We start from the raw sequence: 13,194 nt of genomic DNA on the forward strand, positions 1-13,194 counted from the left end.
ATGCAGACGTACCTCGACTCGTTGGTGACCGACGGCGCGGCAGGGGTGCTCCTGCACTACCGGTCTCCCGAACAGACCTGGATCGGCTCCAGCGGCGTGGCGGAGCTCGGCACCGATCGGCCGGTCGACCCGGACGGGTGGTTCCGGGTCGGGAGCATCACGAAGACGTTCACGGCCGTCGTGGTCCTGCAGCTGGTGGGCGAGGGCAAGCTGCGACTCGACGAATCGGTGGCGAAGTGGGTACCCGGTGTGCCGGACACGATCAGCCTGCGGCAGTTGCTCAATCACACGAGTGGGCTCTACAACTACACCGACGATCTCCCGGAGCCGGCCGCGATCGTCCGGAATCGCTTCCGGCACCGCGATCCGCAGGACGCGCTGCGGACGGGACTCGGGAAGCCGAGGCTGTTCGAGCCGGGAAGCTCCTGGTCGTACTCGAACACCAACTACATCGCCCTCGGGCTGCTGATCGAGGCCGCGACGGGCAGCGGGTACGGCGATGAGGTGGCGAGCCGGATCCTGCGACCACTCGGGCTCCAGCGGACCGTGGTGCCAGGGGACGACCTGGACCTGCCTGACCCACACGCCAGCGCCTACTTGACCGTCGACGGCGAACCGGTGGACCTGGCGCGGATCAACCCGTCCCAGGCCTGGGCGGCCGGAGCGATCGTCTCGACAGCCGCGGATCTCGACCGCTTCTACGCGGCCGTGCTGGCCGGTGAGCTACTGGCGAAGGCTGAGCAGGAGGCGATGCTGACCGTCGTACCGTCGGGCGAACGCTACGGCTACGGCCTCGGCATCGAACGGCACGAGCTGCCTGACGGTCAGGTCGTGTGGGGCCACACCGGCGGATTCTTCGGCTACCTGACCGTCAGCTACCACTCCGCCGACCTGTCCAAGCAGCTCACCCTGTCCTACACAGGCACCAACGCCAATCCACCGGAGACCGACCAGGTGCTGGCCGGTCTCCTCGGGTGACTATCGCTGCACGAGTACGGCGACCGTGCGGGGTGGAACCGTGGCTGTGCCGGTGCCGGGGGTCCAGGTTGTTTGTTTGACGACAGGGTCCGAGCCGGTGGACTGGATGGATGAGAGGGAGAGGGGCTGGCCGGCCAGGGCGGGGATTGTCTGGGTGACGGTCGAGGCGGTGGTGTTGAAGACGACCAGGACGCCCTTCAGGGACGCGTCGACGTCGGGGCCGGTGGTGTCGTCGATGTGCATGGTGACGACGCCGGGGGTTGTGCCGCTCAGGGGGAAGCTGAGTTTCTGGTTGATCAGGTCCGCGGAGCCCAGGCGGAACAAGGGAGTGGAGAAGCGGAGCTTGAGGAGGTCGTCCGCCGCGGCGGAGGCGGTCGCGACGTCCGCGGCGGTCGGCTTCAGGGCTGGGTTGGCGAGGAGTACGCGCATGTACTGCCACTTGGCCTCGTTGTCCGGCTTCGGCGGCAGGCCGTGGCCGAAGCCGTTGTCGGCGCCGGTCCAGTCGAGCGTGTTGAACCAGTCGCCGGAGTCGTACGAGTTGCGATCCAGCGACTTGCTCCGCAGCATGTCCGCACCGGCGTGCCAGAACGACGGGGTCTGCGCCAGCGCGGTCGTTGCCAGCGACATCGTGTTCATCCGGATCCGGTCCGGCATCGTCATTGCCAGCGGCAACTTGTAGGTCAGTGAGTCCCACAACGTCTCGTTGTCGTGGGCATCGACGTACGTGATCACCTCGTCCGGCTGGTCGGCGTACCCCGCCGGCGAACCGTTGTAGTCGACCCCGTCGCCGCGGACGACCGCACCGGTCTCGGCCGACGTGAAGCTGAACGCGCGCAGATTGCCGGCCAGACCGAGTTGGACGAGGTCGGTGTCGTGGGCGAGCCGTTTCGCGCGGTCCGCTTCCGAGCCGTTCACCGAGTCGCCGTTCGGGTCGCTCGCGGCGCCGGAGCCGAAGCCCTGGATCCGCGGGTTCTCGTCGAACGGACCACCACCGCGGACCGCGTCCCGGAGCCGGTCGGAGAACGTGCCGATCCCGGTGCCGCCGAGGTTCCCCTGGCGGGCCTGGACGAACAGCGCGTCGTTCGCCACTTCGCCGAAGTTCCAGCCCTCGCCGTACAGGTAGATCTTCTTGCCGTCGACACCGTCCTTGGCGAGGGTCAGTTGGTCGAGCGCGGCCCGGACCTTCAGCATGTTGGCCTTGCTGTGGTGACCCATCAGGTCGAACCGGAACCCGTCGACGCGGTAGTTCCGGGCCCAGCTGACCGTGCTGTCGACCATGATCTTCTCGGCCATCGCGTGCTCGGTCGCGATGTTGCTGCAGCAGGTCGACGTCTCGACCTTCCCGGTCGCGTTGAGCCGTTGGTAGTACCCGGGCACGACCTTGTCCAGCACCGACGTCGGCGCCTGACCGGCCGCCGGGGTGTGGTTGTAGACCTGATCGAGTACGACGCGCAGCCCGGACTTGTGCAGTCCGCCGACCATCGTGCGGAACTCGGCGACGCGGGCGAGACCGTCGCGCTGGGTCGCGTACGAACCTTCGGGCGCGAGCCAGTGGTACGGGTCGTAGCCCCAGTTGAAGCCGTCCTTCGCCGCGACCGCGGTCACGCAGGCCTGCTGCTGCTCGGAGTCCGGCGGCAGCGCCTTCAGATCACACGCGGGCGATTGTTGCCCGGTCTCCGGGATCGATGCAATGTCGAATGTCGGCAACAGGTGCACGGTGTTGAGCCCGGCTGCCGCGAGCGCACGCAGATGCTTCGTCCCGTTGCCCTCGTCCGCGAAGGCGAGGTAGGTGCCACGGTGTGCGGCCGGCACGGTGCTGTCGCTGATCGAGAAGTCGCGGACATGCAGTTCGTAGATTGTCGAATCGACCGCACGCGCGAGCTTCGGCGACGGCGTACTCGACCAGAGCGCGGGCTTCCCGGCCGGATCGTTCAGATCGACAGCGACCGAGTACGCCGAATCGGTCGTGAGCGCGACCGAGTACGGATCGGTGACGACGTTGGTCTCCACCTTGCCCGTCGACGGTGCGAACACGGTCACCTGGTAGCGGTAGGCGGCGTTCTTCCAGGACCGTGGCCCGCTGGCGGACCACGATCCGTCGTCGCCGCGCTGCATGGCGATTGTCTGCGATCCGACCAGCAGATTGACCTTTTGTGCAGTCGGCGCCCACAGCGTGAACCCCGGCGCGCCACCCTGCCAGGTCACGCCGAACGAGCGCCCAGCCGCCGACCCGCCGTACAGGTCGTCAAGGACCCCGGGGATCTGTACGCCGGTCGCGTCGAGCAGACGCCCGGCGTCGTCGTACTGGGCGAGCCCGAGTTGCCCGGTCAGGATCTTGCGGGCGTCAGCGTGATCCAGTCTGAGCGCTGTGTACCCCTTGAGCGCTGGGAACTTCGCCAGGACCGCAGCAGGGATCCCGCCGCTGTCATAGCGCAGTCCTGCCGACGTACCACCGATGTCGTCCGCGTCCACCTTCAGAGAGCCGCCATCCGACCAGTGCAGTCGCCAGCGCGACCGCTCCGGGTGTGGAACCGGTGGTACGGCGAGCAGGTCGCGGCCGAGCCAGTAGGCCTTGGCCTGGCTCAGGTCGGGCTGCGCACCGGGCTTCGCCGTCGTCACAGTGAGCGCGTGGGTCGCGAGCACGTACGAGAACGTGACGACCAGGCCGTCCGCCGGCACAGTGATCGGAACGTTGTTGGCCGGGTAGCTCTCGTCGAAGGACAGGTTGTGTGCGACCTTCGCCTCATAACTGCCCGCTTTCAGCTCGCTGGTGGACCAGGTGTAGGTGCCGTCGCCGTTCTCGTCTGTCAGCCACGGTCGCATGCAGGCCGGATCCCAGTCGGCCGGACAACCCAGCTCCGACTGGAACGAACCCGGCACCGTGATGATCGGCCCCTCCGCACTGGACGTGGCGAAGTGCCTGCCGTGCTCGTAGTAGAACGTCACCGGCCCGGCGGCCGGCGCGATGTACGAGATGTTGGCGCCGTTCTGGTTGCCACCGGCACCGTAGTTCTCGTCCCACGCCTTGTTGATCGCCGCCTTGTAGGCGTGTTCACCAGCCGGGATGGTGGTGTAGGTGCCCTTCCACACCTTGTCCTTCGGGTCGAGCGTCAGCTGCGCCTGGTTGCAGTCCGGCGACCAGTCCGCCTGGCAGCCCATCTCACTGTTGTGGTCGCCCGGCACGCTGACGTTGGCGGGCTGCACAACCGGACCGGTGCCACCACCACTGCCGCCCGGGGCAGCAGCGTCGCCGACGACGCCGTACGACCCGGACACCGAGTAGTGGCCCGACACGTCCCGCAGCACCGCGCGGTACTCGAGCAGTGTCCCCTTCGGCACCCCGGACACGTCCTGGAACACCCGGTACGGCGCGTTGTCGTCAGCCCCGAGCCGCTGCCACGCAGTCGTCCCCACGGGCCGGTAGCCGAAGGTCACCGTCACCGGAGTGTTCGCGGGGACCGCGGCTGCGATCTCAGCACGCCCGCCGACCGTCGCACCGAGCTCCGGCGAGCTCATGTAGACAGCCGGTGCCTCGGACGGCGACGGCACCTTGCTCTGCGCCTGATAGACGGTCACGGACAGCGGCGCCTGGCTGAGCAGCACCCGGCCCTCGCGGTCGGTCCGCACCGACTTGGAGCCACCGTAGACCGGCTTGAACGAGGTGTTCGACCCGTACGTCGGGATCGTCGCAGACGCCGCGGACGACGAGTTGTTCGCGACCACCAGGTACTCGACGTTGTCGCTGCTGAGCCGGCTGAACGTGTACAGCCCGCCGGAGTTCGACGAGTACCGGTGCACCTGCCGCCCGTCGGCCAGCGCCGGGTACTTCGCCCGCAGATTCTGCAGTGCAGCGATGTGCTTGTACATCGGCGCGCTGGCGTCGTACCTGTCCTGGCTGCCGATCGTCGTCGTACCGGTGCCGTCCACGACCTCGTCGTCGGTGTAGTCGGTCGTCTTCGTGGCGAACATGTCCTGCCGCGCGTCCTTGTCACCACCAGGACCGGTGAAGCCCTGCTCGTCGCCGTAGTAGATGACGGGCTGACCGCGGGTGAGGAACATCAGCGAGTGCGCCAGCTTGTCGCGGGCGAGCAACTCCTGGCCGTTCGCACCGCCCTGCTTGAGGAACGTGCCGACCCGGCCCATGTCGTGGTTGCCGAGGAACGTCGGCAGTTGGTACGCGTTCGAGTCGGAGTCGGTGTAGTAGTCGTCGTTCGCGTAGAGGTCGCGCAGCTTCGTACTCGGATCGCCCTTCGCGAACGCCACCGCGTTCTGCTGGAAGCCGAAGTCGAGGGTGGCCTGCAGCGCACCGGCCGTGGTGTACGTCGACATGAACTTCGGGTCGGCGTCGAACACCTCGCCGAACATGAAGAAGTCCTTCGCGCCGGCGCCCTTGGCCGCGGCCAGGATCTGCGGCGAGAACTTCTGCCAGAACTCCAGGTTGACGTGCTTGACCGTGTCGATCCGGAACCCGTCGATGCCGAACTCGGCCCAGCTCTGGTAGACGTCGATCATCCCGTCGCGGACCCGTGGCTGCTCGGTGAACAGGTCGTCCAGGCCGACGAAGTCGCCGTACTCCGCCGATTCGCCGGCGAAGGTGGAGTCGCCGCGGTTGTGGTACAGCGTCGGATCGTTCAGCCAGGCCGGCACCTTCACGGTCTCGTCGGCCGGGGTGCGGAACACCGGAACGTTCGGGAACGACGTGTTCCGGTCCAGCGGCGGGAAGACGTCGCCACCGGCGTAGGTCTTGTCGTCGAACTCGGTGCCGGCAGCATCCTTGTACGGCGACGTGGACTTCGAGATGTAGCCGTACTGATCGGACTGGTACGCGATCACATCCGCGGTGTGGTTGGTGATGATGTCGAAGAAGACCTTCATGCCCTTGCGGTGGGCCAGGTCGATCAGCCGTTTCATGTCCGCGTTGGTGCCCAGGTGCGGGTCGATCTGGGTGAAGTCGGTGATCCAGTAGCCGTGGTACCCGGCGCTCACGTCGGCACCGGCGCCCTGAACCGGCCGGTTCTTGAACGACGGTGTGAGCCAGATGGACGTCGTACCGAGGGACTTGATGTAGTCGAGCTTCTGGATCACGCCGGTCAGGTCGCCACCGTGGTAGAAGCCCTTGTCGGTGGGGTCCAGGCCGGTCTGCAGCCGGTCGCCGGTCAGCCCGCCGGCGTCGTTGGACTTGTCCCCGTTGGCGAACCGGTCCGCCATCAGGAAGTAGAACCGTTCCTTGGTCAGGTCCTGGCGCAGGCTCGGTGACGACAGCGCCTTGTCGGCCGGGGTCACTGCCGACCCGGCCAGGTCGACCGGCTTCACGCTCACGACGTGGCTCGTGTCGTCGTAGCTGAAGGCGAGCTTGGCCGGTCCCTCGATCCGCAATGGGATGTTCGGGCCGTTCAGCACCCCGCCGGCGCCGTAGTTCTCGTCCCAGCTCCCGTTGACCGCGACCTTGTACTCGTACGAGCCGGCCGGTACGTCGAAGACCCCTCCGTACGGCGCGGCCGCGCCAAAACTGGTCGCCGCGCAGCCCGGATCCCAGTCGCCCGCGCAGCCGAGCTCGTTCTGCAGCGACCCGGCCAGCGTGATCACCCGATCCGCCGCGACCTGCGCGGGCGCCGGTGCCGCCGTACCGAGTCCGAGCACGACTACCGCTACCGCGGTGAACCCTGCCGTCCATCGCCTGAACCCGCGCATCCCGGTCCCCTCCCAGCCGACTGAGCCTGCCGGGACGCTAACCCGCGACCTTCACCGTGAGGAGGGCTCGAATGTCACGGTCGGGTTACGAGGCGTGGCAGAGTGCTCTCGATCGGCGTGCGCAGGATGCTGGTCGCCTCCTCGTCGTACGGAGTTGGCTCGGCGTTGAGGATGATCAGGGGTTTGCCGGCGTTCAGGGCGATGTCGCACAGACCGGCGGCCGGGTAGACCTGCAGGGATGTGCCGACGGCCAGGAACACATCGGCTGCCTCGGTGGCCGCGACGGCTGCGTCGAGGACGCGGCGGTCCAGAGACTGGCCGAAGGAGACGGTTGCCGACTTGAGGATGCCGCCGCACACCTCGCAGGCAGGGTCTTCGTCGCCGGCGTCCAGCCGGGCGAGTACGTCGGCCATCGGGATCCGCCGCCCGCACTCCAGGCAGTCGACGAAGCGGACCGTCCCGTGCAACTCGTGGACGAGGGCCGGTGATGAGCCGGCCTTCTGATGCAGCCCGTCGACGTTCTGGGTGATCAGTCCGGTCAGACGGCCCTGCCGTTCGAGCTCCACCAGCGCCTGGTGGCCCGGGTTCGGCTCCATCGTCCAGACCGGTACGGCGAGACGGTGCTTCCACGCCTCCACGCGGACCGCGCGGCCGGCGACGTACTCGTCGATGTCGAACATCGCCTGCGCGGCCGGGTTCTTCGTCCAGACTCCCTGCGGGCCGCGGAAGTCGGGGATCCCGGACGCGGTCGAGATCCCGGCTCCGGTCAGTACGGCGATACGGTCGGCATGGATCACGGTTCCGAACGTAGCGCCTTCCAGTCCGGAGCCAAGACCGACATCACGATCTCGTCGACCCACTGGCCCTCCCACAGCAGCGAGTCCCGCAGCCGGCCCTCGACCATGAAGCCGACCTTCTCGTACGCCCGCTGCGCCCGCGGGTTGAAGGCGTACACACCGAGGCTGATCCGGTGCAGCCCGATCTCCTCGATGCCGTAGCCGACAATCAGCCTGGTCGCCTCGGTCCCGAGCCCGCGGCCCTGGCCGGCCGGGCCGATCAGGATCCGGAAGTTGCAGCATCGGTTGTCCGGATCCCAGTCGTTCAGCACCGCCTCACCGACGACGGCCCCGGTGGCCTTGTCCACGATGGCCAGGTCGAGCCGGTCGGTCTGGTCCTTCCGGGTCCGCATCCACTCGCGTGCCCGCTCCTCGCCGATCTCGCCGTGACTCCCGGTCAGCCGGGCAACCTCCGGATCAGCCATCGCCGCAGCCATGGGCTCATAGTCGCCCTCATCCAACGGCCGCAGTACGACGAGCTCTCCGGTCAGAGTCGGCTTCGTCGCGAAGTCGGTCACGCTTTCGACCGTAGCGTCTGCCACTCAGGGGCCAGGATCGACATCATGATGTCGTCGTGGCGTTCGCCGTCCAGGGCGACCGCCTGCCGCAGCCGGCCTTCCTCGACGAAGCCGGCCTTCTCGTACACCCGCCGCCCGCGCGGGTTGAACGCGAAGACGGTGAGCGAGATCCGGTACAGCCCGAGCCGCTCGAAGGCATAGTCGACGATCATCCGGGTCGCCTCGGTCCCGAGCCCCTGGCCGCGGCCGTCCGCGCCGATCATGATCCGGAAGTTGCACGACTCGTCGTCCGGACTCCACTTGTTCAGCACCGCCTCACCGACGGTGCGGCCGGTCGCCTTCGACACGATCGCCAGGTCGAGGCGATCGGTCTGCTCCTTCCGGGTCCGCAGCCAGTCGCGGTACATCTCCTCCTCGACGCCGCTGCCGTCGTCATGAGGATCGGTGAACCTGGTCACCTCGGGATCGGCCATCGCCGCCACCAGCGCGTCGTAGTCGCTCTCGTCCAACGGACGCAACACGACCAGCTCACCCGTCAGCGTCGGTTTCACCGCGAAGTCACTCACGGTCGGCAGTCTGTCAGCTGACCCGTCGAACGACGTAGCTGTTTTCGTCCGCCGACACGAGATCCTGGGAGCGCATCCGGCACCAGGCTGGGATGTCGGTGGCGGCCGCCGGGTCGTCGGCGAGGACGGTGACGGTGTCCCCGATCGCGACGGTGGGTAGCGTCTTGGCCAGCTTGATCACCGGGAGTGGGCAGAGCAGGCCGCGGCAGTCCAGGTCGACGTTCACATCCCCACCTCCGCGCGGATCCGGCGCACGATCCCGGGCAACACCGTGCAGAACCGGTCGATCTCGTCGTACGTCGTGGTTCTGGCCAGCGAGACGCGGACGTTCCCGTGGGTGAGGACGCCCATGGCTGCCAGTACGTGGGACGGTCGCAGAGTGCTCGACGTACAGGCCGAACCGCTGGAGACCGAGAAGCCCTCCGCGTCGAGGGCGGTGACGAGTGCCTCACCGTCCACGTAGAGACAGGAGAAGGTGAGCACGTGTGGCAGGCGGTCTTCGGGGTCGCCGACCACCTCGACATCCGGGATCTCGGTGGCCACTCGTTGCCTGAGCTCGTCGATCCAGGCGCGGTGGTTCTTGTTCAGGTCGGCGGCTTCGGCGAGGCGGGCCTGGAGAGCAGCCGCGGCGGCGAGCGTGTTCGGGATGTCCGGGAAACCGGGGGAGAGGCCGTCCTCGCGCTCGTCCATCGGCCAGGCCGGCGCGATCCGGGTTCCCTTCCGCACTGCCAGCAGACCGACGCCGGCAGGCCCACCCCACTTGTGGGCGCTTGCCGTCAGCACCGACCATCCCGTCGGTACGGCGTCGTGTCCGATGGACGCGGCCGCGTCGACGAACAGCGGTACGTCGCCACAGGCCGCGGCGGCTGCTTCGATCGGCTGACGCGTACCGACCTCATGGTTGGCGGACTGCAGCGCCGCCACCGCGACACCCGGCGCACGCACCGCATCCGTGAACGCATCCAGGTCGACCCGGCCGACCATGTCCACGCCGACCTCCACTCCCGCGTCCCCGGCGGTGTGCAGTACGGCGGAATGCTCGACGGCACTGTGGACAACGGCAGCGCCCACGCGCCTGCGGGCAGCCGTGACCGCGGTCAGTCCCGCGTGGATGGCCGCCGTACCGGAGGTGGTCAGGAACAGCTCGTCGGGCCGCACTCCGACCGCGTCGGCGAGGACCGCCCGGGCGTTGTCCAGCAGCAGTCGCGCGGTCCGGCCCTCGTGGTGCAGGCGGACCGGATCGGCCCAGCCGGAATCGACTGCCGAGAGCAACATTTCCCGCGCTGCCGGGTGTAACGCCTCCGCCGACGCCGCGTCCAGATACGCACGCTCACTCACACCGGAAACGCTAAGCCCTACCTGTGCGCAAGAACGCGAAAGGTGTCCAGTAGTGTTTGGTCGTCAGTCTCACTTGGGAAGGGAAAGGCGCCCCGTGGGTTCGAACGGCACGCCCGGAGTGGACGAGCGCGCGGCAGGTCTTGCCGGCGCCACACGTCCGGCGAAGCGACGCCTGCTGGTCGGTGCGGGAGTGGTGCTCGGCACCCTGCTGCTGACCGGTTGTTCAACGGCGACCAAGGAGCAGTGGAAACGACTCGGTCTCCCCCCGGGCGCATCGGACCGGACCGAGGCTGTCCTCAGCCTCTGGATCGGTGCCTGGATCGCGGCGCTGATCGTCGGTGTGCTGGTCTGGGGCCTGATCCTGTACGTCTCCGTGCGCTACTACAAGCGCAACGACGAGGCTCCCAGGCAGGTCCGGTACAACCTGCCGCTCGAGGTTCTCTACACGCTGGCGCCGTTCGCGATCATCGGCGTGCTGTTCTTCTACACCGTCGAGCACGGCAACCAGGTCACGGCGATGTCGAACAACCCGTCGCACACGATCAACGTGGTCGGCCAGCAGTGGCAGTGGACCTTCAACTACAAGGACACCGTCGACGGGCAGGAAGGCGTCTGGGAGACCGGCACGCTGCAGAAGCCGGCCGAACTGTGGCTGCCGGTGAACGAGTCGGTCCAGTTCGACCTGACCTCGCCGGACGTCATCCACTCCTTCTGGGTGCCGTCGTTCTACTTCAAGCTCGACGTCATCCCGGGCCGGACGAACAAGTTCCAGCTGACCCCGACCAAGACCGGCACCTTCGCCGGCAAGTGCGCCGAGCTCTGCGGGCTCTACCACAGCCGGATGGTCTTCACCGTCAAGGTGGTACCCAAGGACGAGTACGACGCGCATCTGCGTGACCTGGCCGCCAGGGGCCAGACCGGCGCCGCCACCGGTGGACAAGACGCCACCACCATCCCCGGTCACGGGGAGCAGGAGGGGGAGAAGTGACCGACCTCGCCGAGCGCACCGGCGCTATCGGTAGCACCAGCATCACCGCGTTGCCGCGGCGGCGCAGCAAGGGCCAGATCGCGGTCAAGTGGCTGACCACCACCGACCACAAGCTGATCGGCCACATGTATCTGATCACGTCGTTCGCGTTCTTCCTGATCGGCGGTGTGATGGCTCTGCTCATCCGCGCCGAGCTGGCCAAGCCGGGCCTGCAGATCGTGAACGAAGAGGTCTACAACCAGCTCTTCACCATGCACGGCACAATCATGCTGCTGCTGTTCGCGACACCGCTCTTCGTCGGCTTCGCGAACGAGATCATGCCGATCCAGATCGGCGCCCCGGACGTCGCGTTCCCGCGGCTGAACATGTTCAGCTTCTGGCTGTTCCTGTTCGGCGGCCTGATCACCATCAGCGGGTTCTTCACGCCGGGCGGCGCGGCCGACTTCGGTTGGTTCGCCTACGCCCCGCTGTCCAACGCGGTCCGCTCGCCGGGCATCGGCGGTGACCTGTGGATCATGGGTCTGTGGATGGCCGGGCTGGGCACCATCCTGGGTGCGGTCAACTTCGTCACGACCATCATCACCATGCGGGCGCCTGGCATGACGATGTTCCGGATGCCGATCTTCACCTGGAACATCCTGGTCACCTCGATCCTCGTGCTGATCGCGTTCCCGATCCTGGCCGGCGCGCTGCTGATGCTGGAGGCGGATCGAGCCCTCGGGGCTCACGTCTTCGATGCCGCGAACGGTGGGCCATTGCTCTGGCAACACCTGTTCTGGTTCTTCGGGCATCCAGAGGTGTACATCATCGCGTTGCCGTTCTTCGGCATCATCACCGAGATCCTGCCGGTGTTCAGCCGCAAGCCGGTCTTCGGCTACATCGGTCTGGTCTCCGCGACCCTCGGTATCGCGGTCCTGTCGGTGGCGGTCTGGGCGCACCACATGTTCGTCACCGGCGCGGTGAACCTGCCGTTCTTCTCGTTCATGACGTTCCTGATCGCGGTGCCTACCGGGGTCAAGTTCTTCAACTGGATCGGCACGATCTGGGGCGGGTCGGTGTCGTTCGACACCCCGATGCTGTGGTCGGTGGGCTTCCTCACGACCTTCCTCTTCGGCGGTCTGACCGGCATCATCCTGGCCTCGCCGGCGCTGGACTACCAGCTGTCCGACTCGTACTTCGTGGTCGCGCACTTCCACTACGTCGTCTTCGGCACCGTGGTGTTCGCGATGTTCGCCGGGTTCTACTTCTGGTGGCCGAAGTTCACCGGCCGGATGCTCGATGAGAAGCTGGGGAAGTTGCACTTCTGGTTGCTGTTCATCGGCTTCCACACCACGTTCTTGGTGCAGCACTGGCTGGGTGTCGAGGGCATGCCGCGGCGCTACGCGTCGTACGGCGCGAACGAGGGCTTCACCACGCTGAACGAGGTCTCCAGCGTCGGTGCCTTCATCCTCGGCCTGTCGATGCTGCCGTTCTTCTACAACGTCTACAAGTCGCGCAAGGCGCCGCAGGTGGGCGTTGATGACCCGTGGGGCTGGGGCCGTTCGCTGGAGTGGGCGACCAGTTCCCCGCCGCCGCGGCACAACTTCGAGCAGTTGCCGCGGATCCGGTCCGAGAGCCCCGCGTTCGACCTGCACCACGCAGACCTTGCCCTGGCCGAGTACCCGGACAACCGGGCCGGCACGGACAACCTGCTGGACGCCGGTGAGGACCAGGGCCGGGTCGACCACCTGGAGCAGGTCGTGGCCGATACCGACGCTGAGGGGAAGGACAAGGCGTGAAGGTCGAAGCCTGGGTCTTCGGGATCCTGAGCGTGTTCGTGCTGGTCGTGACGCCGATCTACTGGCTGATGTCGGAGGACCCGACCGGCACCACCGCACTGACGATGACGTTCTTCCTGTCCCTGCTGGTCGCGTTCTACCTGAGCATCACGGCCCGCCGGATGGACGCCCGGCCGGAGGACCGCAAGGAAGCCGAGATCGTGGAGGGCGCTGGTGAGCTCGGCTTCTTCCCGCCGTACTCGTGGTGGCCGCTGTGGTGCGGGCTGACCCTGGCGGTCGTCGTCCTCGGCGTCGTGTTCGGCTGGTGGCTGTTCATCGCCGGCTGCGGCATCGGCATCATCACGCTGTCGGGGTTCATCTTCGAGTACTACCGCGGTGACCACGCTCACTAGTTGAAGCTCGTACGGGCGCCATCCGGAAGCCAACCGGATGGCGCTTTCGTGCGTCTTAAGGGGTGCCACCGGAGAATGGGCCGTTGTGGTCCGTACCACTGTGGTGGCG

At 67.3% G+C, this 13,194-nt stretch carries 10 protein-coding genes; 4 read left to right on the forward strand and 6 right to left on the reverse strand.

The window, feature by feature from the left end; all coding sequences use genetic code 11:
• Nucleotides 1-978 (forward strand): serine hydrolase domain-containing protein, encoded by a 978-nt coding sequence (locus ACIBG5_RS01190; protein ID WP_396389414.1) that lies wholly within the window; start codon nt 1-3, stop codon nt 976-978.
• Here the strand turns inward: ACIBG5_RS01190 and pulA are convergent, their stop codons facing one another.
• The 6 genes from pulA to ACIBG5_RS01220 form a co-directional block, all read right to left on the reverse strand.
• Nucleotides 979-6,669, reverse strand: a complete 5,691-nt coding sequence (gene pulA, locus ACIBG5_RS01195) for a pullulanase-type alpha-1,6-glucosidase (RefSeq protein WP_396389415.1) — start codon at nt 6,667-6,669, stop codon at nt 979-981.
• A 74-nt stretch (nt 6,670-6,743) separates the two neighbouring features.
• Complete coding sequence (locus ACIBG5_RS01200) at nt 6,744-7,466, reverse strand: SIR2 family NAD-dependent protein deacylase (protein WP_396389416.1); 723 nt, start codon at nt 7,464-7,466, stop codon at nt 6,744-6,746.
• Complete coding sequence (locus ACIBG5_RS01205) at nt 7,463-8,023, reverse strand: GNAT family N-acetyltransferase (RefSeq protein WP_396389417.1); 561 nt, start codon at nt 8,021-8,023, stop codon at nt 7,463-7,465. Before ACIBG5_RS01205 ends, ACIBG5_RS01200 begins: the two co-directional genes overlap by 4 nt.
• Nucleotides 8,020-8,589, reverse strand: a complete 570-nt coding sequence (locus ACIBG5_RS01210; RefSeq protein ID WP_396389418.1) for a GNAT family N-acetyltransferase — start codon at nt 8,587-8,589, stop codon at nt 8,020-8,022. Before ACIBG5_RS01210 ends, ACIBG5_RS01205 begins: the two co-directional genes overlap by 4 nt.
• 13 nt (nt 8,590-8,602) lie before the next feature.
• A complete protein-coding gene (locus ACIBG5_RS01215) occupies nt 8,603-8,815 on the reverse strand; it encodes a sulfurtransferase TusA family protein (RefSeq protein WP_396389419.1) in 213 nt (70 codons plus the stop codon).
• The gene (locus ACIBG5_RS01220; protein WP_396389420.1) at nt 8,812-9,927 is read right to left on the reverse strand and encodes a cysteine desulfurase family protein; all 1,116 of its coding nucleotides are present in this window, start codon (nt 9,925-9,927) and stop codon (nt 8,812-8,814) included. Before ACIBG5_RS01220 ends, ACIBG5_RS01215 begins: the two co-directional genes overlap by 4 nt.
• Before the next feature lie 94 nt (nt 9,928-10,021).
• Between ACIBG5_RS01220 and coxB the strand changes: the two genes are divergently transcribed.
• From coxB to ACIBG5_RS01235, 3 genes are read left to right on the forward strand one after another with little or no spacing between them, the layout of a single operon-like run.
• A complete protein-coding gene (gene coxB / locus ACIBG5_RS01225; RefSeq protein ID WP_396389421.1) occupies nt 10,022-10,915 on the forward strand; it encodes a cytochrome c oxidase subunit II in 894 nt (297 codons plus the stop codon).
• The gene (gene ctaD, locus ACIBG5_RS01230; RefSeq protein WP_396389422.1) at nt 10,912-12,693 is read left to right on the forward strand and encodes a cytochrome c oxidase subunit I; all 1,782 of its coding nucleotides are present in this window, start codon (nt 10,912-10,914) and stop codon (nt 12,691-12,693) included. The genes coxB and ctaD overlap by 4 nt, the downstream gene beginning before the upstream one ends.
• Entirely contained in the window at nt 12,690-13,085 is a 396-nt protein-coding gene (locus ACIBG5_RS01235; protein ID WP_396389423.1) for a cytochrome c oxidase subunit 4, read from the forward strand. The genes ctaD and ACIBG5_RS01235 overlap by 4 nt, the downstream gene beginning before the upstream one ends.
• Nucleotides 13,086-13,194: the final 109 nt, after the last annotated feature.

It is taken from the genome of Kribbella sp. NPDC050241, assembly GCF_044459685.1.
GTDB lineage: Bacteria > Actinomycetota > Actinomycetes > Propionibacteriales > Kribbellaceae > Kribbella.

Excerpts from the sequence above, each read along its gene's own strand:
- ACIBG5_RS01190 (WP_396389414.1), top strand. The coding sequence starts at position 1 with ATGCAGACGTACCTCGACTCGTTGGTGACCGACGGCGCGGCAGGGGTG.
- pulA (WP_396389415.1), bottom strand. The coding sequence starts at position 6,669 with ATGCGCGGGTTCAGGCGATGGACGGCAGGGTTCACCGCGGTAGCGGTA.